Genomic DNA, 23,191 nt, shown 5'->3' on the forward strand with positions numbered 1-23,191 from the left:
ATTATCATCATTGTTGAGCCATTGCCGGGTCTGCGGAGAGCGTCGGCGCGGCGCGTTCAGGGCGTCGGGGTACAAACGACACTATCCAGGCCACCAGCGAAGTGAGCGCGCGGAAAACCACCTTCACCGACGGCGGTGAAAACTCCGCCAGGTGACGATAGCCGCGGAAGCCCAGCTTGAGGATATCCAGCAGGCTTTCCATCGGCTTGTCTTCCGGGAAGCTATCCTGCCAAAGCGCCCACGTATCAGCGCGGGCAAACGTACACTGCACAAAATCGATATGCTGTTGGTTGGTCAACGGCAACAGCTGGAGTCCCACTTCGCTGCCATTGACCCGCGCGACTCTTACCGGGAAGGCATACTCCTGCTGTCCCCGTTTGAGCAGCAGCCTGGCGTTCTGGCCTTCCAGCACCTGCGCGTCGCCGTGAATTTTGATCCCCAGCCCGCCGTCGGAATAGTCGTGAACCGTGCAGGAGAACAGATGGCCATCTTCGCGGGCAATGGCCGCCGGCATGCTCATTTCGACACGATGCGAACGGCGGACCTGTTTGCTTTCGACCGAGACCGCCACCGCACCGCCAAGAATAATCAGGTTGTAGAACACCCAGACAATACTCACCCAGACGGTGAGGATTTCGTTTTCCGGGCCGTACATAAATCGCCAGATCCCCACCGCGACGCCGACCAGATTGAGCAGTACGAGGTAGATATAGGGCCGGGAGATCACCCAGTCGACATACTCTTCTTCCACCAGCCCGCCCTTCGCGGTGACGTTGAATTTGCCTTTATGCGGGTTAATGAGCGCGACAAAGGTGGGTGGCGCGATATACCAGGCCAGCACCGTCTCGTAGATTTCACTCCAGAACGAATGGCGGTATTTGCCCTGAATCTTCGAGTTGGTCAGGCTGGCGTGGATCATGTGCGGCAACACGAACAGCGCGATCATCAGCGCGGGCGCATAAATGATATAGGCATGGAGCAGCAAAAAGGCCAGCGGCGCCGTGAGGAAAATGAGGCGCGGAATACCGGAGAGGAAGTGGAGCATGGCGTTGGCGTAGCAGACGCGCTGCGCCAGCTTCAGGCCTTTGCCAAACAGCGGGTTATCGAGCCGGAAAATCTGCACCATTCCGCGCGCCCAGCGGATGCGCTGGCCGATATGCGCGGATAAACTCTCCGTCGCCAGCCCCGCCGCCTGCGGGATCCGCATATAGGCTGAGGTGTGTCCCCGCCGGTGCAGACGCAGGGAGGTATGGGCATCTTCGGTTACCGTTTCGACGGCTATCCCGCCAATCTCATCCAGCGGGCCGCGACGGATAACGGCGCAGGAGCCGCAGAAGAAGGTGGCGTCCCACATGTCGTTCCCGTCCTGCACCAGGCCGTAGAACAGCGTCCCTTCGTTCGGCGTTTTGCGAAAGCGGCCAAGGTTGCGCTCAAAGGGATCGGGCGAGAAGAAGTGGTGCGGGGTCTGCATCATCGCCAGCTCTTTCTCTTTCAGGAACCAGCCCATGGTCATCTGCAGAAACGAGCGCGTCGGCACGTGGTCGCAGTCAAAGATCGAGACGAACTCCCCTTTGGCGTATTTCAGCGCATTGTTGATGTTGCCGGCCTTGGCGTGCTCGTGGCTGGTACGGGCGATATAGTGCACCCCGACATCTTTGGCAAACTGGCGAAACGCTTCCCGTCCGCCATCGTCGAGGATCCAGATGTTCAGCTTATCCTTCGGCCAGTCGATGCCCTGCGAGGCGTAAATGGTGTTTTTCACCACGTTGAGATCTTCGTTGTAGGTAGGGACGAAGATGTCCACGGTTGGCCACAGATCCATGTCCTCCGGCAGCGGCACCGGCTGGCGGTTCAGCGGCCAGACCACCTGGAAGTAGCCCAGCACCAGCACCACCCAGGCGTAGGTCTCTGCGAACAGCAGAATGATCCCGCACACCAGGCTTACCGGGTCGTTCCAGTTCAGCGTCGAGGTATAGCGCCACCAGATATAGCGGCACGACACCGTCAGCGACAGCACGATAAGCATCAGCGCCGAGAAACGCCCCGGGATGCGGCGCACCAGTAGCGCCACGCCCCACAGCAGCATCAGGAAGATAAACTGCGACAACGGGTTAAAGGGCTGCGTAATACACATTAGCGCCAGCACCAGCGAGCAGAAGGTCACCCCCCCAAGGATCGCCCGGCGCAGCTTCGGATTAAGGTGCGCCAGCTCTTTCTGTTTATCCAGATGGCCGGTGCGGGCGTTCACCTGATCAGGCAGTTTCTCCAGCCATTGCGTATAGCGACCGTGCACCCCTTCCAGAGCCGCCAGCGAGCGCCAGTTGACCTTTTTTTCCGGCTCCGGCACGCGCGTCGCCAGCAGCCACAGGGATTGCAGCAGGTAGCGCAGCGGATCCAGCGGACGCGGGCGATGCGGATTAATATGGGGAAAATAGGTTTCATGGTGGGCCAGAATCGCCTGCCAGCGCGGCGTCTCCAGCGGCATCAGCGCCCAGACCAGCGACGCCCACAAACAGCCAAGCGACGCCGAGAGCCAGGAGGCCCCGTGCTGCCGATAGTCATCATAGCGTGCGCGCAGCCGTTCCCCTACCGGCGGAGCCAGCAGCAGCGTGCTAAGGCGGATCATCCCGCCCTCCCGCCGGTATAGTGGATCAGGCACCAGTTCGCCAGGGTCAGCACCTCTTCCGCCGCCAGAGAGTCCTGGCGATACTCGCCGAGAGGTTGTTTCGCCGCCAGGCATTCAGCCATCGCCTCGTCGCGGTGAATCGTCACCGGCAGGATGCGCGGCTGGCTCTCCAGCCACAGCTGATAGAGATCTTCCTGCAGTTGGCTGCCGACCCGCAGGTCGTTAATCAGAATGTCGCTGTTGGCCGGAAGGGGCTGCTGGTGTAGACGGATATGGCTATTGGCGTCGGGATGGACCACCACCAGCGTGCGATCGCACAGCGTCAGCAGCTCGCGGGTCAACGGCGAATAGCCGCTCGGCAGATCCAGCAGCAGCCAGTGGTACTGGCTCTGCAGCTGCTGCACAGCCTCCGCCATCGCCCCCAGCGCGGGCTGCAGCTGGTCAGCATTTTCTCTTTCGCCGGCGCTGAGCTGGCCAAACGGCAGCAGATCGATATGTTGCGTATAGCGCAGTCCTGCGTCGCGCCAGTCCCGACCGTCGAGCAGCGCCCGCGCCCAGCCGTCCTGATGATGGACGTCGGTATTGAAAAAAAAGCGCAGCATATTATCCGGGCTGGCGTCGATCGCCAGCACCGTCTCACCGAGCAATTGCAGCGCCCAGGCGAGTGCAGCCGTAATGGACGTGACGCCAGTCCCCCCGCGCACGCCCTGTAATCCCAGAATAGCCATCTCCGGCTTCCTTATTTTTTCTCTGCAAACTCTGCCAGTAGCGGCCAGCGCTTCAGCGCCGCATTCAGCTGCTCGCGCCGGGAAATATCATGATAATCAATATCCGGCAGGGAAAATGCCCGGCTTAGCGCCAGAAAATCATTTTGAAAGGTGTACCCCAGCGTGGCGTCCGTGGGTACTGCAGGATCTTTTGCTGGCATATCTCTGTCCGTTCGAAATTTATTATTAAACCAGAGGACGAATACAGCGCATCCTTAAAAGCAGGTGTACATGCTAAAACTGATGACCTTTAATTTCAATGTTAGGTTTACTCTGCCGGTTTCGCTAGTAAACTTATCCAGTGTCAATCAGGGCGCACGAGGGATGCCGTGGATAGTGTATTTACTTTGGGTATTTCATCATTATGGGATGAAGTGTGCCATATGCCGGTCGGTGGGGTATGGTGGCTCAATGTTGACCGTTATGCCGATGCCGTCAGTCTGTTTAATCAGACGCTGGCCGCGCAGGCGAAAAACAGCAAGATCGCCGCGCTGGTAATGGGAAACAAACCTAATAATATCATTTCATTAGATAATGAAGGTGGCCCGGATAATATCGCGCTGTTCACCCTACCGAATCGTCCGGAAGCCCTGGAAGAAATACATCGTGATTTAGTCTGCACCCTCGAACCTGGCAATTACTTGTTTATTCTGCTATGCGCTGAAAATACCTGGCAAAATATAAATAAGGATAAGCTATGCGCCTGGGTGGAAAAGACCAGCCGCTGGGCGCAATATCACCATTGCGCTTTCTTAGCGATCAATTCCGCCCAGGATATCGATCGGCAGCTCACCCCATTATTACGCGAGTACCGTTCCCTTTCCGGCCTGGCAAGTATTCGTTACCAGGGTGACCGACATCTCTTTGATATTGCCTGGTGGGGAAGCGAGAAAGGCATCAGCGCCCAGCAGCAACTGATGGTACAACGCGATGATGCCGGCTGGCGGCTGGCGCAGGAGGCTGAAACCAGCGTTCAGCCACGTAGCGATGAGAAGGTGATCCTCAGCAATATGCGCGTGCTGGAAGGCGCCCCGCCGCTGTCGGAATACTGGAGACTGTTTGATACTAACGACGACGTCTTCAACGCCGGGCGTACCGCACAAGCGGCCACGTTACTCTTTTCCATTACCCAGAATACGCAAATTGAACAGCTGGGACGCTATATTCATACCCTGCGTCGTCAGCGCGGTACGGCGCTGAAAATTATTGTCCGTGAACAAACGCCCAGCCTGCGCGCGACCGATGAACGCCTGCTGCTCAGCAGCGGCGCCAGTCTGGTGATCCCCAGCAGCGCGTCGCTCTCCCGCTGCCTGACGCTGATCGAAAGCGTGCAGAACCAAAAATTCTCCCGCCATATTCCGGAGGATTTCGCCACGCTGTTGGCCTGGAGCCAGCCGTTAAAGCTGCGCGGCTACCAGAAGTGGGATGCCTTCTGCGAAGCAGTACAGAACGTGATGGCCAATACCCTGCTGCCCGCCGACAGCAAAGGCGTAATGGTGGCCCTGCGCCCGGCGCCAGGATTACGCGTTGAGCAGGCGCTGACGTTATGCAAACCCAACCGGATGGGCGATATCATGACTATCGGCAATAACCGGCTGGTGCTGTTTTTGTCGTTTTGCCGGATCAATGACCTCGATACCGCGCTAAACCACATTTTCCCGCTGCCGACCGGCGATATTTTTTCTAACCGCATGGTGTGGTTTGAAGACAAGCAGATCCTCTCGGAAATCGTGATCATGCGCGGCGTCGAGCCCGCGCACTGGAACACGCCGCTGCCCTTGTCGATAGATAAAAACGAAACCATCAACGCCACCCACGATGGACGCCACTGGCGACGCTACCCCGAACCACACCGGTTAACCACCCGTGAGGAACAAGCCTGATGATGTCTATCGCCGATATTCTGCAACTGGTGGTGCTCTGCGCCCTGCTGTTTTTTCCGCTGGGCTACCTGACGCGCCACTACCAGCGCCGTATTCGCACGACGTTAAGATTGATGTTCTTTAAACCCCGTTACGTGAAACCGGCGGGCGTATTACGCCGGGGAACCACGGTTAAGCAAGGCAAAGCGAACAAATGACAAACACTAAACCGACCGCGACACCGCTTCCGCTCTGGCAGTACTGGCGCGGACTTGGCGGCTGGAACTTCTACTTTCTGGTCAAGTTTGCCCTGCTGTGGGCCGGGTATCTCAATTTCCACCCGATGTTGAATCTGGTGTTTCTCGCCTTTCTGCTGGTGCCGATCCCGCGCGAAAAACTGCACCGTATCCGCCACTGGATCGCTATTCCGCTCGGCTTCGCGCTGTTCTGGCACGATACCTGGCTGCCCGGTCCGGAGACGCTTTTTAGTCAGGGCTCGCAAATCGCCGGCTTCAGCGCCAGCTATGTCTGGGATCTGATCGTCCGCTTTATCAACTGGAGCATGGTCGGCGCCTTCTTTGTTTTACTGGTGCTGTGGCTATTTATCAGCCAGTGGCTGCGCGTCACTGTGTTTGTCTCCGCGATCATCGTCTGGCTGGCGGTCAGCCCGCTGCTGCCGGCCTTTACCCTGTGGCCCGCCGGTCAGCCGACCACGGCCGCCGCCACGACCGCGCCGGCCAATACCGGGGCCAACGCCGCCGCTGGCGCCGCGACCAGCCCCGCCAGCAGCGATATTCCGCCGCAGACTGAGCCGCCGACATCGGCCAATCTCACCAACTGGCTGAACGGTTTCTATGCCGCCGAGCAGAAGCGCAAGACACCGTTCCCGGACCAGCTGCCGGCGGATGCGCAGCCGTTTGACCTGCTGGTGATCAATATCTGCTCGCTCTCCTGGTCGGATATTGAAGCCGCCGGGCTGATGGATCATCCGCTGTGGAAGCATTTCGATATTGTCTTCAAGAACTTTAACTCCGCGACCTCCTACAGCGGCCCGGCGGCGGTACGCCTGCTGCGCGCCAGCTGCGGTCAGTTGTCGCATACCAACCTGTATCAGCCGTCCGGCGCCGATTGCTACCTGTTTGAAAATCTGGCGAAACTCGGCTTTAACCAGCAGCTGATGCTCGGCCATAACGGTCTGTTCGGCGACTTCCTGAAAGAGCTGCGTTCGCTGGGCGGCATGCAGAGCCCCCTGATGGACCAGACCGGATTGCCGGTCAGCCTGCAGGCGTTTGACGGCTCTCCGGTGTATGAGGATCTGGCGGTCCTCAACCGCTGGCTGAAGACCGAAGAGGCCAGCGGCAATCCGCGGAGCGCCACCTTCTATAACACCCTGCCGCTGCATGACGGCAACCACTTCCCGGGGCAAAGCAAAACCGCAGACTACAAAGTGCGGGCGCAAAAGCTGTTTGATGACCTGGATAACTTCTTCACCGAGCTCGAGAAATCGGGGCGGAAAGTGATGGTGGTGGTGGTGCCGGAACACGGTGGCGCGCTGAAGGGCGATAAGATGCAGGTCTCTGGCCTGCGGGATATCCCGAGCCCGTCGATCACGAACGTCCCGACGGCGGTAAAATTCTTCGGCATGAAAGCGCCGCATGAAGGGGCGCCGATTATCATCGATCAGCCCAGCAGTTACCTGGCGGTGTCGGAGCTGGTGGTGCGCGCCCTCGACGGCAAAATGTTCAGCGAGGACAGCGTCAACTGGCAGCAGTATGTCGCGAACCTGCCGCAGAGCGCGGCGGTGTCCGAAAACGCCAACGCCATCGTCATCCAGTATCAGGGCAAGCCTTATGTCCAGCTGAATGGCGGTAGCTGGGTGCCTTATCCGCAATAAGTGAAAAGGCCGCCATGTTGGCGGCCTTACATCGTCAGACGTTCCCATTCTCCCTTCCCCACCCGCATGCATACGGACGGGGAAGGCGGCAAATCAATCACCGTCTCTAACGCTGATCCTGTTTCGCCAGCCAGACCAACAGCTTGAGGCTGGCAGAGTAATAATCATCCTTGTCGTCAATCTGCGGCGCCTCCTGCGGTTCACCCAGCGTCAGATCGCGCACCGCCAGCAGGCCACCAGCCATATACCAGGGGGCCACCTCGTTGGTGCTGACGTTGATCCACGCCGGGGTTTGCAGGCGCGGGTAACTCTGCATCCAGGCCTTCCACGGCGCGAGCAAAACGCTTTGCGAATCGGCCCACGAGAGATACAGCGGGATACGAATCGCATCGAAACTCATCCGCGGCGGCCACTCTTTGGCTGGCAGCATCTTGCCATCCGCTCGCAGCGCCACCCAGTCGCTGGGCAGGTGTGATTTCCCCCAGCCCATCTGCCCCAGCAGCGCCTGCCCGTCGGTCTGCAATGTCCGCCAGGCGGTCAGATGCGTCCGCTCCGCGAAGGCGCGCCAGGCCGGGAAGATGAAATAGGAGGGATTAAGGTTCAGATGGTCGTTGAGATTGAACCCTTTCACGCCCGGGAGCATCACCTGGCGACCGGCGAAAGTCACCACCGTGTACTTCAACAGGGAGGCAGTGATGGCGTCCGAGGCCGTCGCGTAGCGCTTGTCCTGCCACTGCTTTTGCGCGCGCAACAGCGCCCAGGCGATCAGGGTATCGCCATCGGTGGCGTTGTTTTTATCGGCGATAGGGTCCGGCGCCACCGGGTTATAGCGCCAGTAAAACAGCCCGTTAGACTTATCGCGCAGGGTACTGTCCGTCCACTGCCACAGCTTGTCGAACGCCGGGCGATCGTTATTCGCCACCGCCAGGAGCATGGCAAAGCCCTGACCTTCCGTATGCGACACATTGCCATTGGCGGTATCAATGATACGGCCGTCCGGCATCATAAAACGGGCCTTATAGCGCTCCCAGGCCGTATCCGCCCACGCCCGGGGCACCAGCATCACTGCCGTTGTCACTATCACCGCCACTAAAGCACGCAGGGGCATAAATTCACTCATTATGGATGGTAGTAAAGAAACTGAACGTCAGAGACGGAGAACACCCGCTCGCGTTGTAAAACGACGTGAGCACTGCCTCCCTGACTCTGCAGCCAGCGAGAATATAACCCCTCGAGTATGGCACAGAACGCGTTGCACCAGCGCACGCGTCCCCCGTCGTCCCGGCTGACCGGCAACGCCTGATGGCGCAGGCGCAGGCCATCCTCACCGACATCAATCGTCACCACGCCCCAGTGGAAATGGGTCAGCAGCCGGTTGATATTCGCCTCCAGCTCCCCCACTGTCTCCGACGCCGGCAGCGGATGGGTCTCCGCCAGCGAGGCGCCCATCTGACGCAGGAAGGGCTGGCTTTCCAGCTCGCCGGCATTATTTAACATACCTTCGACCATAATCACCAACAGATCGAACCATCCGGCAGGCGTCTGCTGCTGCTGGAACCAGGTCGTGACTACCGGGTTATTGTTCTCCGTCATCATCAATGATCTCCCAACATATAGCGGATATAGAGCCCGGCGGTGCTTTCGTTATAATCCCCGAAGGTGTCATAGCCAATCTGGCCCCCCAGCGTCATCTGTTTGTTAACCTTGTAGTCCGCCCCGGCGCGCAGGGTATAGCCGATGCCGCTCTTCGAGGTCGCGGAATAGTAGGCTTCCTTGGCAAACCCATTGCTCACCGCCGTCTCCAGGGTCTGCTGCCACTCCGAATTGGTCGGGAAATAGGCGCTCTTATCCTGACTGTAAGACTGGTAGCCCACCGAGCCGCCAAGCTTCATGGTCCAGTTATCATATTTCTCCGTCAGACTGACCGGCAGCGACACGCTGACATAGTTTTGCGGGCTAAAGTAGCCCCCCTGGCCATAGGTGAAGTAGCTGAGGTTCTTGGAATAATCCATATAGCTCATGCTCAACCCGGTCTGCAACTGGCGGTATTCGTCATGATAGGGCCGCAGATAGACCCCGGCATTGGCGTTAATGCTGGTGTTGCTGGCGACGTTCTGCCCCAGGTAGCTGTAACCGCCGCCGCCGACATAGAAGCCCGCGTCGCCGTCGTCATAGCTCAGCTGCAGGGTGCCGCCATTTTTCGTCACCTGCCCCCAGGTTTTACCGGAATAGGTGTCCTTCAGACCAACGTAAGAAAGCAGGCTGTCGGTCAGTGAGCGGCGTTCGCCGGTCAGGATCAGCGACAGGTAGTTGCTCAGCTTAGGCGACCATTTCACCCCACCGACAACGGTATTGAGATCCTGGCCCAGCGGCGTGCTGCCAATATCGACGCGATAATCGTCACCGCTTAACGCCAGCGCCAGCTCGACGCCGTTGGCCTTCTGCGAATCGGTTGAGCCGCTGGTCTGGTCAACGTTCGGCTTAAGGCTGGAAGAGGCCAGATAGCTGGCGACCTGTCCCGAATCATAGCTCCCGAGCTTCGCCAGGTTTTCCATCCCGCTGCTGGTGGTCGGATTGAAATCTGCCGCATTCAGGGTGCCCAGGCCGCTTAACGCCTCGGCCCCCGGATTGCTGGCAAAATAGGCCGTCCGCTCCGCCTCGGTCATCGAGGCGATCGCCGCCTGCTCGCTGGTAGCGGTACTCACCATATTGGAGACCGCGTTAGCCAGCGGGTTGGCGCCGTAGCGACGCCAGGCGTCGCCGCTGGCGGTGCCGGCGTTCAACGACACCGGGGTGACCGTAAAATCAAAGCGCGAATCGCCAAACGGCGAAGAGGACCAGGTCAGCGGCGTCCGGATCTCCGTCAGCTTGCTGGTCCCCGATTCGCCGTCGCGTCCACGCACGTCCATTCCGCCCTGCAGCCAGCTGCCGGTTTTCTCCTGCAGCGACTCCATCATGGTGTCCACCTGGCGCAGCATGCGCGTCTCGGCGGTATCGACCGGCAGATCGGGCCGCTGGATGCCCGGCAGCGAAGAACCGGGTGCGGCGGCCGACTGGGCGACCTGCCACGGCATATACTGCCCGTAGGTGGAAGCGGTCCGCGTCGGCGCCGACGTTTGCGACACGCCGATGAAGGGGTTATCCGCCGCCAGCACCCCGCCGACGGTTGGCGTTTCGCTGCTGTTGGTGCTTTGCATACCCAGCAGTTTGCCGCGGGCGCTACGCAGGTAGGTCATCGCCTGCTGATGATGGCCCTGCGCCTCTGCGACTCGCGCCAGCAGCAGTAAGCGGTCCGGGGAGTTATCCTGACGTAAGCCACCGGCCAACTGCTCGGCGCGATCGTTGTTCCCCGCCGACAGCGCCACGTCAATGGCCCCGGCGCGCGCATCCTGGTTCGGCGTATCGCGCGTCATCAGGTAGTCATAGACCACCCCGGCCTCTTTGTTCATTTTGCCGCTCTGGTACAACCGCGCCATCGCGAACATCAGATCGGTATTCTGCGGATCGCTCTGCATGGCGCGGATCAGCTTGTCATACGCCGCGGCGTAGTTGCCCTGCTCACGCAGGCGATCGGCTTCGTTAATCACATAGCCATTGCGAATACTCGCCAGCTGCGTCGGCGTACTGCTGGCCTGCAGCTGCGGATTGCTGAGCAGGTTCTGCGCCTCGCCGGTCAGTCCGGCCTGGTTCAGCACCGCAATCTGATCGGCGTAATCACCGGCGTTGCCGGACACGCCGCTGCTGATATTGTTGCGCACCAGCGAGACCGCGGTGGTCAGGTCGCCGCTCTCGGCCAGCAGCCGCGCCAGCTTGCCGGCGTCCGCCGGGGCTTTCGGCGGCGTGGAGGCCATCGCCCGCAAGGTATTGCTGGCGGCGGTGCTGTTGCCCTGCGCCAGATAGTTTTCGGCGGTCACCAGCTGCAGGTTGTAGTTCACCCGCTGGCGTAAATCGCGCATGTCGCTGGTCTGGCTGCCGCCGGGGATGCGCGCCAGCAGCGTCTGCGCCTGCTGCCAGGCACCGTTTTCGCTGGCAAACAGGGCGGCGGCATATAGTGCATTGTTGCTGGCGCCGGGGCGATAGGCCGCCGACATCAGCGAAGAGGCCTCGCTGCCGTTACCCGATTTTTGCAACAGCCGGGCCAGATCAAGGCGCAGCCAGGGATCGTCCGGATAGCGGGCGACGCCTTCGCGCAGAGTGGCAATCGCGCCGCCTGGGTTACCGCTGCTGACCTGCGCCTGGGCCTGACGGCGCACGGTATCGCCCGGCATACCGGCCACCACCCGCGGCTGCAGTTTTTGCTGCAGGCTCTGCGGGAGCGTCTGCAGCATCGCCTGCGCCTCGGCGGATTTATTCTGCTCGCGCAGCACGTAATAGAGGTTTTCCCGCGCCGCCGCGTTCTGCGGATCGTCGCTTAACAGCGAGCGCAGCGTTTGCTCCGCCTGGGGTAAATCTTTGTTATGCCGTAGCACATCGGCACGGAACAGCTTCGCCGAGGCGCCCCGCGCCCCGCTCTGCTGCGCCAGCGGCGCGGAGAGCGCCAGCGCCTGGCTAATATTGCCCTGCTTATAGGCCTGTTGAGCTTGCGCCAGCTGGCCGTAGAACAGCGCATCGGCCGCCTGCTGGCGACGAGTCGCCGAGGCGTCGCCACCGAGATCTGCCGCCCGGCTCAGATACTGCGACGCGGCCTGGTAGTCGCCGCTGCGTTGCGCGATATAGCCCATGCCCGCCAGCGCATCGGCATCCTGCGGGTTGGTCTGCAGCACCTCTTCAAATTGCTGCTTCGCGGCGGTGGTATTGCCGCTGTTCAGATTGGCGTAGCCCTGGCCACGCGCCTGACCGCTGCGCCGTTCGCGAAAGTAATTCTGGACTTCGCTATCCTGCGGATGCCGCTGCATCCAGGTATCGTAATACTGTTCATCGCCGGCCTGCGGGCCCAGCCAGAGCAGCGCCTGGCGCAAGCCGCTGTCCGCCTCTTTATTGCCGCTGGCCATCGGCTCCAGCAGGGCGATCCCTTCCCGGCGGGTCTCTTCCCGCCAGGTTAAGGCTTTCCCCAGCGCCACCCGCGGGGCGTTCTCCTGCGGATGCTGGGCCACATACTGGCGCAGTTCGCTGATAGCCTGTGGATAGAGCGATTTGTCGCTGGCCATGGTCAGGTAATATTCCGCCGCCAGCCCGGCAGGCGGCGTGTTGCCATTAAACATGCTGCGCCAGGTCGCCAGCGCCCCGGGAATATTGCCGCCGCGCGCCTGCTGGCGGGCCAGGCTGAGCTGCCCCTGCGGCACCTGCGACATCTTTTTAGCGTTGTCTAAATCCTGCAGCCCAGGGCTGTCCGGCGCCGCTTTCGCCAGCCGGGCGCGCCACTGCGCCGCCGCCTGCATATCGCCACCCTGCTGCGACCAGAGCGCCATCAGATACAGCGCCTGGGTGTTATTGGCATCCACCGAAAGCACCTTCTGCAGCGACTCCATCGCCAGTTCGTCATGCGATTTCTCATGCCAGTAGTTGGCCTGGGCGAACAGCGCCTGCAGCGCCGCATCGTTACCTGCCGCCAGCACGCCGCCAGAAGCGCCAAGCGCTAAGGCGCCGGTGAGGCAGAACGTCGTGAGCCGGCGGGAGGTTTTCATCGTTATTGTTATCTTTCTTTTCATTAGTTATCCCCCGAACCCAGACGCTTACGGGCGTGACGTTTAAACATCGCGGTCAGCGCCAGTCCCATTATCGAGGTGGCAATCAGCCCCAGCAGGGCCAGGAAACCAGAGTGCTGGCTGGCATACCAGACGGCCATCATGTACCACGGCATCTGACCGCTGGGGAACGGGGTGCTGACCTGGAAGCTGCGCACCCCGTTATCGCTGGTGATCACCGCGGTATCGCCACGGATCCCGGCGTTGATGCGCGGCGAGTCCAGATCGGTCTTCAGTCGCGCCAGCTGGTCATCATTGCTGGCCATCGCCACCACCACCAGGCGAGTCGCGTTCCACGGCGAACGATAGCTGATGAACCCGCGCCAGGCGCTGCTGGATGAGAAGTAGCGATCGGCATCGAGGCTGGCCGAGGTCCAGTCGCCGGTCAGCCGACGTTGAACTTTTTGCCACAGGTCAGGCTCGCGGACGCTCAGCGTGTTATCCACCGGACGATAGGGTGAATCAGCCAGCAGGCTCTGGTTAAAGGCCTGCTGATCGAGAGCGGTGACCGCCAGCACATCACGTTCGCGCAGCGACTGCAGATCCGCGCCGCCGGTCGGCATCCCGAGCACGACGCGGTTATTCGCCAGCGCAGTGCCGGTCGCATTTCCGGAGCGCGCCGCCAGATTCAGCAGGGTGGCCACCTGGGTCTCAGACGGGTCCGCCGGCAGCATAAGCGTCGTTTGCGAATAGTCCGCCAGTCGCGAGAAAGGGAATGAGGCGCCAACGAAATAGGAGAGGTTTGGCAGCAGCGAGAAGTGTCGCGTTTTGCTCAAATCAATCCAGGAATCGTCAGTGATCCGGCTCTTGATATTGTTATTCAGCAGCACCGAGCACGGAACATCATCCTTCGGCACCACATTGAAGTACATCGACAGCTGGTTATCGCCGTAGATCAGGTAAGGTGCCAGCGGTATGGTAAAGCGCTCCTGGCGCGCATCGCCCCCGAGGTGGCGCCAGACTTTCTCCAGTGGTCCCTGCTTGTTCATCGCCAGGTTATTGAGGAAGGTGCCGTTGAGCGTGACGCTCAGCAGGGACTTGTCCTCATTAATCCAGCTTTCCGACGGGAAGCGGTAGCCAACCTGCAGCGGGATCGTCTCGCCATCCCAGAGATAGAGGTCGGGCGCGGCGCGAAAGGCGATACGTAAAGGCTCATGCCAGACGCCGCTGACGGTCGGGCTTTGATCCTTACGCAGCAATTCGCTGAGCTTGACCGGACGATCGGTGGGGATCCAGCGCGGCGCATCGTACGCTTTGCCAACCGGGATGGCCTGTGGTTCGACATCCTGCGTCGCGGTTTGCGGGGCGAAGTTGCCGCGGGTCAACCGCCAGGCGGCCATGCGCAGCGCGGTATCGTTTTTGCCGACAATCAACAGTAGCTTATAGGCCGGATTGGCGGGGTTGGCGATGATGCGTAGCAGCGGTTTATCGGTTTCCGGCAGCGTCATGCCGCCCACCTGCTCGCCCGGATGGCCAATCACAATACCATGGCGTTCCGGCAGGCGATCGCGCAGGGCGCTGAAGGCGATGCCGCGATAGTCCGCCTGGATACCCAGCCATGAAGAGACCAGCGCCGCGGCGCTGAAGACGTCAGCCGACGGCTTCGCCCCATAGGCGACCGCGATGTCCGCCGGCGTCATCTGCATGCTGTCAAAGAAGGGACGCGGGAAATGGCTCAGGTCGTCGCTGATGTTCAGTTGCTGGCTTTCCCAACTGAAATGCGACGTGGGCAGCACCGTCACCCGCGACGAATCATGAATGTCACGCTGGCACTGCAGGGTATCGCCATCGTTGATCTTCACGCTCAGGTTATTGCTGGAGACCATCAGCGCGGGCGGAATATCCAGCTGGTAATGGGAGACATCCTCGCCATCGGCACCCAGCGGCAGGGTGCCGAGGGGCTGACCGTTGAGCATCAGTTGCAGGGTGGCGTTGCGGCTCGCCATTTCCGGCGATACGCGGACGGCAAGGCTGAGCTGGGAATGGATCACCACCTGGTCGGAAGGCAGCGTAAAGCTAACGCCCCCCTGCCGCTGGCCGCCGCTGAGGATAATGCCATCCGGCATCCCCATTTGCGCCAGATTCAGATCGCCTCCCCAGACCGGGGCAACCGGGATGACATCGGGCGTAGCCACCTCACTCACCGGCGGGGTTACTGCGGGCATCTCTGGCGCAGGGGCCGTCACCGCCGCATCGCCTGCGGTGGCGGGCGCTGCCGGGGGAGTCCCCTCTTCCGGAGAGGCCGCCGGAGGTTCGTCACCCGGCTCATTGTCCGCCGCGCCGTTGAGCTGCGGAAAACTCAGCGGGGCTGAAGCGCCAGTAGCCGGCTCTTCACTGTGCAGCGCAGGCGCAGAGAACATCCCTGCCAGCAGCGCCAGCGTCGTTAATCGCTTCATAACGTCCCATCCTCCTGCGCCGTTTTCGCCACAGCCGTCCGGCTGCGCTGGCTGCGACGGGTTTTCCACGTCAACCAGAACAGTTCGAACACGCAGCGCAAAATGGTGAAGAAGGAGCGGAACGGGTTATCCTGCGGACGCGGCGGATTAATCCAGGCATCCGCGCGGGCCAGCACCACCCGCACCAGTTCACGGCGGCGCGAGAGAGGAATATCTTCATCAAACTTGAGGCGCAGGAAGCGCTCGTCTGAGGTGACCAGCTGAGCCGGAATGGAGATAGCCCCGGACTGCAGGATCAGCTCAATCTCTTCGATATCATCCTCCAGATGGCGCATATCCGGCGCGGCCACGCGGCAGCCGCCCATCGACAGGTCCGCGGTATGGCTGCGGGAAACGATACCGCTGGCGTAATGGATCACCACCGGAATATCGACATCGATACGAATCGTTTTTCGCACCTGCCGCGTCTCGCGCGCCACGGCGATAGCCGCCAGCAGGAAGATCAGGCTGTAGATCCCCCACCCGACGTTCAGGGCGATAACGTTGGGATCCGAGCCAAAGTAGTCATGGCCTATCGCCCGGACGATGCCGACGACCACCCCCAGGGCCAGCAGGCAGGCCACCACCAGATGCGGGCGCACCACGGTGAAATCGAAGTAACCGACGTCAAGCAGCCCGCCCTTATCGGTAACGTTGAATTTGCCGCGTTTGGGGAAAATCATCGTCACCAGGGTCGGCAGCACCAAGTGGAAGGCCAGCACAATATCGTAGATCTCCCCCCAGAAGCTGTAGCGATAGCGGCCGTTCATTCGCGAACCAACGTAAATAGCGAGGAACAGATGCGGCAGGGCATAGGAGACAATCAGGCTCGCTGAAGAGTAAATAATATTGAGGTTAAACAACAGATAAGCCAGCGGGGCGGTGACAAACACCACCCTCGGGAGCGCGAACTGGTAATAGAGCATGGCGCTCAGGTAGCACAAGCGCTGCTGTAAGGTCAGGCCGCGGCCAAACAGCGGGTTATCGAGGCGAAAGATCTGCGTCATCCCGCGCGCCCAGCGGGTACGCTGGATGACGTGCACCACCAGGCGTTCAGTGGCGAGACCAGCCGCCAGCGGAATATCGAGAAAGGCCGATTTCCATCCCAGCCGCTGGAACTTCAGCGCCGTATGGGCATCTTCGGTCACCGTTTCGACGGCGAAACCGCCAATCTGCGCCAGCGCCTCGCGGCGGATCACTGCGCAGGAGCCGCAGAAAAAAGTGGCGTTCCAGTTGTCGTTCCCCTGCTGAATCGGGCCATAGAACAACATCCCTTCGTTCGGGATGTTACGCCCGACGGAGAGGTTACGTTCAAACGGGTCCGGGGAATAGAAGTAGTGCGGCGTCTGCACCAGAGCCAGCATCGGATCTTTCAGGAAACCGCCGACGGTGGCCTGCAGGAAGACGCGCGTGGCGACGTGGTCGCAGTCGAAAACGCAGATAAGCTCCCCGTGGGTCAGGGTCAGCGCATGGTTAAGGTTCCCCGCTTTGGCGTGCTTGTTGTCGTTACGGGTGATATAGCCCACGCCGACGTCGGCGGCGAACACGGCAAACTCACTGCGTTTGCCGTCATCCAGAAGATAAATCTTCATTTTATCTTTTGGATAATCAATGCATTGTGCCGCCAGCACGGTATCGCGCACCACCTCCAGCGGTTCGTTATAGCTCGGAATATAGATATCGACCGTCGGCCACTTACTCATATCATCCGGCAGCGGAACAATGCCGCGCTTCAGCGGCCAGACCGTCTGCAGATAGTTAAGTAACAGCATCACCCAGATATAGACTTCCGCCAGAAAGAGTCCCATTCCAAGAATGGTTTCAATGGACGAGTTGAAGTGCAGGGTCTGCGTGAGACGAAAATACATGTAACGCGTGGACATCAGCAGCGATGTGACGACCATAATGACCGATATGCTGCGGCGCTTACTGAAGCCCATCAGAAAGAGAATACCGATACTTAGCAGACCAAAAATATACTGCTTTTGGCTGTCCATCGGCGTGATCACCACCAGCACGGCAACGGGAGACAGCACCAGCACCAGCAACCAAAAAAGAGATTTTTTCATTCAGCAGCCCTGCAATAAGTTAAAGCCCTGACATGCGTGGCTGGCTGTGCACCGTGCCATCGCCAATATGGATACCCAACAGCGAAGATATTTTTTTAGCAATAATTTCAATATCAAAGGCCGCTGCGGAGGAGGCGTTAAAGTCAAGGACCGACTTCTGCGAGGCATTGGCCTCCACCACGCTTTCATCACGATGGATCACCCCAAGCAGTCGCTCGCCCAGTTTCTCTTCCATCAGGCTGGTGACGTCCCGGCTGACCTGGCGACGGCTATCGCTTTGGTTAATGACGAAATAGTGCCCGTGCTTATGATTCAGCGCCGCGCCGGTCAGGCGCTGTTTTTCCACGTGCACCAGCGTCGACATCGAGGCGGTATCTGCCAGCAGTGGGATCAGATGCAGGTCCGCCAGCCCCGTCAACGCCTTCAGCGCCGGTGAAGGCCCCGGCGGCATATCGGCGATGGTGATAAGCCCGGGATAGTTGAGCAGCGCCGACAGACCGCGCTGGAGAAAATGGTCATTGTGGGTCAGTTGCTCATCAAACGCCTGACGCTGCGCTTCGCTCACTTCGCCGTAAGGCAGGACGAAAATATTGCTGCCGGCGCTCAGCACGCACTGGCTCCAGTCATGCAGTTCCAGCGCCTTCGCCACGTAGCCCCGCTCATCGCTCAGCGGCACGCCAAAATGCAAACGCAGGGCATTCTGGACGTCAAAATCCAGCGCCAGGACTTTGCTGCCCGTTCGCGCCAGCGAATAAGCTAAATTGGCCGCAAGGGTCGTTTTCCCCACGCCACCTTTCGGTGAACAGACGCAAATCAACGGCATGTTGCGATCCTTTCCAGAAGAGATTTCAAAGGCTGGTCTTTATTTTTCGCCACCGGCTCTGCGGTTTTTGCCGCGAACAGGTGGGCATAGTTGTCGGCGCCCGGCGCAGGCCGCGGGGCCATTCTCGGCGGCGAGGTCACCACCGGCTCAGGTACCGGCGCCGCGGCCAATGGCGCAGTCGTCATTGTTGGCGCCGGAGCGACAGATTCCGGCACAGCAGGTTCTGCGACCGGCAATGGGATCGGGGCAATAACTGGGGGGACTGGCGCAACCGGAGGTGAGGCTGGCGCCGCGACCACGGGGTCGACACGCTGGAAGAGATCCGCGGGCACGGGCTGCGGCAGCGGCGCGGAGACCGACCCTCCCAGCGCCAGAGTGGAAGATTTCCCAGCGTCGGGATTCAGCTGATTAAGGATCGCCCAGTCGCCGTGTTCCCGCGTGGCGGCTTGCGAAGAAAGATCCTGAAATTTGAGGTTTTGGGTCCGCGTTTTTTCTTGAAAGCGCTGCAGATCATCATAATGGTTCATTGATAACCTCATGATTTTAAAAATTTCATATTAAGTTTGTTGTTATTTTCTTGGTATTAGAAAACATCGTGACGTTTCTTGTATGGCAGATTAATGCCAGCTTAGTCGTACCAATACAACACGATTGACAGGGATATAATAGTTTAGAATTTGATTTTCGGTGTGATTCCACGGCAGAAGTATCACTACACTAACACTTCCCTTTCAGAATGATAGCCCCATTTTTTAGGTATGCGTACATCCTCAACCTCCGCGTACCACCGCGTACCACCGCGCTTCCCGGCCGTTTTCATATAAATATATTAAACCATGAAAAAATCATGGCATTGGATAAATGAAATAATAAACCTGAACCATTTTAATTTCTCTTTAATTCTATAAAAATGGACTGAAAGGCTTATTTTTTCGGATAATCTACGAAGAATGCTCCGAGAGTATGGCAGAAATTGCAACAATGAACGGTGTTGCCAGGTTTCCTCTCAGGCGGAAGAGAAACTCCCGGTCCGGGGACCGGGAGCGCACCATCAGGCGTGGGGTTTTTGCGGATTCTCATCCTGATCGACGGCAAAGCAGGCCACCAGTTGGCCGCCGTAATCCTTAAGCTGCGGCTGGAGCTGGGTGCATGGACCAAAGCGTCGACGGCAGCGTGCGTTAAAGGCGCAACCCGGCGGCGGGTTCAGCGGGCTCGGCAGTTCGCCGGTCAGCTTGATCCGCTCGCGACGGTCGTCCGGGTTCAGACGCGGGGTCGCCGACAACAGCGCCTGGGTATACGGATGGCGCGGATTGTTGAAGATCTGGTCTTTGGTGCCCTTCTCCACGCAGCGGCCGAGATACATCACCATCACTTCATCAGCGATATGCTCGACAACTGACAGGTCGTGGGAGATAAACACGTAGGACAGCCCTAAATCCTGCTGCAGATCCATCATCAGGTTCAGCACCTGGGCACGTACCGAAACGTCCAGCGCAGAAACCGGCTCATCGGCAATCACCACGTCCGGATCCAGCATCAGCCCGCGGGCAATGGCGATACGCTGGCGCTGACCGCCGGAAAACATATGCGGGTAGCGATCGTAATGTTCGGTTTTCAGACCGACCTTCGCCATCATCGCCAGCGCTTTTTCACGGCGCTGATCTTTACTCAGGCTGCTGTTAATCAGCAGCGGCTCTTCCAGAATCTGTCCCACTTTTTTACGCGGGTTCAGCGAACCGTACGGGTTCTGGAACACAATCTGGATTTTCTGCCGCCGCAGCTTCTGCGCCTGCGGGTCGTGCTTAAGCAGATCCTGACCCTGATAGTACAGCTCACCGCCGGTCGGGACCTCAATCATTGTCAGCAGACGGCCCAGAGTCGATTTACCACAGCCCGACTCCCCCACCACCGCCAGCGTTTTACCGCGTTCAAGGGTAAAGGAGACGCCGTCCAGCGCTTTCACCAGCCGTTCCGGGGCGAATATCCCCTTCTTCACCGGATAGTGTTTTTTCAGATCAATGGCCTGCAACAGCGGTTGTTGCGTGGTGGCCTTTTGCGTACTCATAATCCAGGCCTCCCGGCATCATCGAGTGGGTAGTGACATTTAGACTGACGGCCGCCATTGAGATCCGCCAGTACGGGCTCTTCGCTACGGCATTTATCCGTGGCATAGGGACAGCGCGGGTTCAGCAGGCAGCCGACAGGACGGTCATATTTCCCCGGCACCACGCCCGGTAACGACGCCAGACGCGCCTTATCCTGAGCGAACTCCGGCAGCGCGCGCAGCAGCGCCTGGGTGTACGGATGGCGCGGCGCGCGGAAGATATCTTTCGCGTCACCGGTCTCCACCACCTGACCCGCATACATGACGATAATTTTATGCGCCGCCTCGGCCACCAGCGCCAGGTCGTGGGTGATCAGCACCAGCGCCATATTTTCCTGCTGCTGCAACTCCAGCAGCAGCTCGATGATCTGCGCCTGAATGGTCACGTCCAGCGCGGTGGTAGGTTCATCGGCAATCAGCAGTTTTGGCCGACAGGCAATCGCCATCGCGATCATCACGCGCTGACTCATCCCGCCGGAAAGCTGGTGCGGGTAAACGTCGAGCCGCGACGCCGGATCGGGAATGCCCACCAGGTTCAGCAGGTCGATGGCCCGCTGGCGGCGTGTTTGCTTATTGCCGCCCTGATGAACTTTGATCGCTTCCATAATCTGGTAGCCGACGGTATAGCACGGATTGAGGCTGGTCATAGGATCCTGGAAGATCATCGCCACTTCCGCCCCCACCAGCTGACGCCGCTCTTTTTCAGAGATGCGCTGCAGGTCGCGGCCGTTGAACTCCAGTTTGTCCGCCATCACCCGGCCGGGATAGTCAATCAGACCCATAATCGCCAGCGAGCTGACGGATTTACCGGAGCCGGATTCACCGACGATGCCAACCACTTCGCCCTGCTTCACGCTATAGCTGATGCGGTCTACGGCGCGGAACGGCGCGTTCTCATCGCCGAAATGCACCGATAATTTATCTACATTCAATAACGCCATCTCGAACCTCTTACTGCTTCAGTTTGGGATCGAGCGCGTCACGCAGACCGTCACCCATCAGGTTAAATGCCAGCACCGTCAGCAGGATCGCCACACCCGGGAAGGTCACCACCCACCAGGCGCTTTGCGCGAACTGCAATACGTCGGAGAGCATGGTGCCCCACTCAGGCGTCGGCGGCTGTGCGCCCATGCCGAGGAACCCCAGCGCTGCCATGTCGAGAATGGCGTTAGAAAAGCCCAGCGACGCCTGAACGATCAGCGGCGCGAGACAGTTGGGAAGAATATTGACGAACATCTGGCGCATCGCGCCGGCGCCCGCCACGCGGGAAGCGGTCACGTAGTCGCGGTTGACCTCGACCAGCACCGCCGCACGCGTCAGACGCACATAGTGTGGGAGCGCCACGAAGGTCAGCGCCAGCGACGCGTTGACGATAGACGGCCCGAAGATTGCCACCAGCACCAGCGCCAGCAGCAGGCTCGGCAGCGCCAGCATAATATCGACGACGCGCATGATGATGGAATCCACCACTCCGCCGAAATAGCCCGCCACCAGACCGAGCACCACGCCAAGGATCAGCGACAGCACCACCACCAGACAGCCCACCAGCAGCGACAGGCGCGCGCCATACATCAAACGCGACAGAATATCGCGGCCCACGTCATCGGTGCCGAGCAGATGCGTCAGGCTACCGCCGTCCTGCCAGAACGGCGGCGCCAGCAGCGAATCACGGAACTGATCCGCCGGGTTATACGGGGAGAGGAAGTTGGCGAACACCGCGATGATAATCATCACCGCCACGTATACCAGACCAACGACCGCGCCTTTGTTGCGTTTGAAATAGTGCCAGAACTCCTGCAGCGGCGTCATCGGCACCGGTGCAGCAATAGCTTTATTCTCAGTAACTTGTGACATGATGGCCCCTTACTTCTTATGCCGGATACGCGGGTTCACCACGCCATACAGCAGGTCGACCAGCAGGTTGACGAGGATAATCATCGTCGCCACCAGCAGTACCCCGCCCTGCACCACCGGGTAATCGCGACGCTGCAGCGCGTCAATCAGCCAGCGGCCTAAACCAGGCCATGAGAAAATGGTTTCCGTCAGGATCGCGCCCGCCAGCAGCGTGCCCACCTGCAGGCCAATGACCGTGACCACCGGCAGCATCGCGTTGCGCAGGGCATGGACCACAATCACCCGCATCCGGGTCAGCCCTTTGGCGCGCGCGGTACGAATGTAGTCTTCGCCGAGCACTTCCAGCATCGACGAGCGGGTCATACGCACAATCACCGCCAGTGGGATAGTGCCCAGCACGATAGCCGGCAGGATCATATGCATTAAGGCATCGATAAAGTCGCCCTGCTCACCCCAGATGGCGGTGTCGATCAGCATAAAGCCGGTCAGCGGCAAGGTATCGTCAAGGAACACCGTATCGCTGATACGCCCGGAGACCGGGGTCAGGTTCAGTTGCACCGAAACCAGCATAATCAGCATCATGCCCCACCAGAAGATAGGCATGGAGTAGCCAGTCAGCGCCAGACCCACGGCGGTATGGTCAAAGATGGAGCCGCGTTTTACCGCAGCCAGCACGCCCACAGGAATACCGACGGCGACGGCGAAAATCATCGCGCAAACGCCCAGTTCAAGAGTGGCTTTAAAGCGCGGGACAAACTCTTGCCACACGGGAATGCGGCTTTTCAGCGAGATGCCTAAATCACCGTGCAGTACGCCCCAAATGTAATGGGCATATTGCTGCCACAGCGGCTTATCAAGGCCCATTTCGGCCAGCAGCTGCGCGTGACGCTCGGGGGAAATACCACGTTCGCCCGCCATAATCATCACCGGATCGCCGGGGATCATATGGACGAAGGCAAAGGTGAGAAGGGTGATACCGATAAATGTCGGGATGACTAGTCCCAGACGTCGGAGAATAAACTGCAACATAACCCGGATTCTCTCTAGTGACGCCCCGCCTGGCGACAGGGCGT

General features: G+C 59.7%; 16 protein-coding genes and 1 pseudogene. 3 read left to right on the top strand and 14 right to left on the bottom strand.

Annotation, left to right across the window (positions count from 1 at the left end; all coding sequences use genetic code 11):
* Positions 1-7 precede the first annotated feature (7 nt).
* Genes bcsA (CWM58_RS11265) through bcsR form a run of 3 tightly spaced genes read right to left on the bottom strand, consistent with a single transcriptional unit; the run spans position 8 to position 3,554 of the window.
* Positions 8-2,626 carry a UDP-forming cellulose synthase catalytic subunit gene (bcsA, locus tag CWM58_RS11265; RefSeq protein WP_100680941.1) on the bottom strand — a complete coding sequence of 873 codons (2,619 nt, stop codon included), beginning with the start codon at positions 2,624-2,626 and terminating at the stop codon, positions 8-10.
* A complete protein-coding gene (gene bcsQ, locus CWM58_RS11270; protein ID WP_100680942.1) occupies positions 2,623-3,354 on the bottom strand; it encodes a cellulose biosynthesis protein BcsQ in 732 nt (243 codons plus the stop codon). The genes bcsA (CWM58_RS11265) and bcsQ overlap by 4 nt, the downstream gene beginning before the upstream one ends.
* A gap of 11 nt (positions 3,355-3,365) precedes the next feature.
* Entirely contained in the window at positions 3,366-3,554 is a 189-nt protein-coding gene (bcsR, locus tag CWM58_RS11275; RefSeq protein ID WP_002921513.1) for a cellulose biosynthesis protein BcsR, read from the bottom strand.
* 168 nt (positions 3,555-3,722) lie between these two features.
* On the opposite strand from bcsR, the gene bcsE reads away from it, so the two are divergent.
* From bcsE to bcsG, 3 genes are read left to right on the top strand one after another with little or no spacing between them, the layout of a single operon-like run.
* A complete protein-coding gene (bcsE, locus tag CWM58_RS11280) occupies positions 3,723-5,276 on the top strand; it encodes a cellulose biosynthesis protein BcsE (RefSeq protein WP_100680943.1) in 1,554 nt (517 codons plus the stop codon).
* Entirely contained in the window at positions 5,276-5,473 is a 198-nt protein-coding gene (gene bcsF, locus CWM58_RS11285) for a cellulose biosynthesis protein BcsF (RefSeq protein ID WP_004204976.1), read from the top strand. The genes bcsE and bcsF overlap by 1 nt, the downstream gene beginning before the upstream one ends.
* On the top strand, positions 5,470-7,149 hold the full coding sequence (bcsG, locus tag CWM58_RS11290) for a cellulose biosynthesis protein BcsG (RefSeq protein ID WP_074386996.1): 1,680 nt from the start codon (positions 5,470-5,472) through the stop codon (positions 7,147-7,149). Before bcsF ends, bcsG begins: the two co-directional genes overlap by 4 nt.
* Positions 7,150-7,255: 106 nt before the next feature.
* Here bcsG and CWM58_RS11295 read toward each other — a convergent pair whose 3' ends face one another.
* The 11 genes and pseudogenes from CWM58_RS11295 to dppB form a co-directional block, all read right to left on the bottom strand.
* The gene (locus CWM58_RS11295) at positions 7,256-8,257 is read right to left on the bottom strand and encodes a glycosyl hydrolase family 8 (protein ID WP_100680944.1); all 1,002 of its coding nucleotides are present in this window, start codon (positions 8,255-8,257) and stop codon (positions 7,256-7,258) included.
* Between the two features lie 11 nt (positions 8,258-8,268).
* Positions 8,269-8,745, bottom strand: coding sequence for a cellulose biosynthesis protein BcsD (gene bcsD / locus CWM58_RS11300; RefSeq protein ID WP_061153017.1), 477 nt, complete (start codon positions 8,743-8,745; stop codon positions 8,269-8,271).
* Complete coding sequence (locus CWM58_RS11305) at positions 8,745-12,797, bottom strand: cellulose biosynthesis protein BcsC (RefSeq protein ID WP_100680945.1); 4,053 nt, start codon at positions 12,795-12,797, stop codon at positions 8,745-8,747. Before CWM58_RS11305 ends, bcsD begins: the two co-directional genes overlap by 1 nt.
* Positions 12,797-15,229 (bottom strand): cellulose biosynthesis cyclic di-GMP-binding regulatory protein BcsB, encoded by a 2,433-nt coding sequence (bcsB, locus tag CWM58_RS11310; RefSeq protein WP_100680946.1) that lies wholly within the window; start codon positions 15,227-15,229, stop codon positions 12,797-12,799. Before bcsB ends, CWM58_RS11305 begins: the two co-directional genes overlap by 1 nt.
* Complete coding sequence (bcsA, locus tag CWM58_RS11315) at positions 15,226-17,337, bottom strand: UDP-forming cellulose synthase catalytic subunit (RefSeq protein ID WP_100680947.1); 2,112 nt, start codon at positions 17,335-17,337, stop codon at positions 15,226-15,228. The genes bcsB and bcsA (CWM58_RS11315) overlap by 4 nt, the downstream gene beginning before the upstream one ends.
* A 19-nt stretch (positions 17,338-17,356) precedes the next feature.
* Positions 17,357-18,149: pseudogene (locus CWM58_RS11320) on the bottom strand (cellulose synthase operon protein YhjQ/BcsQ).
* A 1-nt stretch (position 18,150) separates the two neighbouring features.
* Complete coding sequence (gene bcsO / locus CWM58_RS11325; protein ID WP_061153012.1) at positions 18,151-18,687, bottom strand: cellulose biosynthesis protein BcsO; 537 nt, start codon at positions 18,685-18,687, stop codon at positions 18,151-18,153.
* A gap of 524 nt (positions 18,688-19,211) precedes the next feature.
* A complete protein-coding gene (dppF, locus tag CWM58_RS11330; RefSeq protein ID WP_061153011.1) occupies positions 19,212-20,225 on the bottom strand; it encodes a dipeptide ABC transporter ATP-binding subunit DppF in 1,014 nt (337 codons plus the stop codon).
* Positions 20,222-21,205: a dipeptide ABC transporter ATP-binding protein gene (gene dppD, locus CWM58_RS11335; RefSeq protein ID WP_061153010.1), complete on the bottom strand. Its 984-nt coding sequence runs from the start codon at positions 21,203-21,205 to the stop codon at positions 20,222-20,224. Before dppD ends, dppF begins: the two co-directional genes overlap by 4 nt.
* Positions 21,206-21,215: 10 nt before the next feature.
* Positions 21,216-22,118, bottom strand: coding sequence for a dipeptide ABC transporter permease DppC (gene dppC, locus CWM58_RS11340; RefSeq protein ID WP_061153009.1), 903 nt, complete (start codon positions 22,116-22,118; stop codon positions 21,216-21,218).
* A 9-nt stretch (positions 22,119-22,127) separates the two neighbouring features.
* A complete protein-coding gene (gene dppB, locus CWM58_RS11345; RefSeq protein ID WP_008806900.1) occupies positions 22,128-23,147 on the bottom strand; it encodes a dipeptide ABC transporter permease DppB in 1,020 nt (339 codons plus the stop codon).
* Between the last annotated feature and the right edge of the window lie 44 nt (positions 23,148-23,191).

Origin of the sequence: Klebsiella sp. H-Nf2 (genome assembly GCF_002806645.1) — a bacterium.
GTDB lineage: Bacteria > Pseudomonadota > Gammaproteobacteria > Enterobacterales > Enterobacteriaceae > Klebsiella > Klebsiella variicola.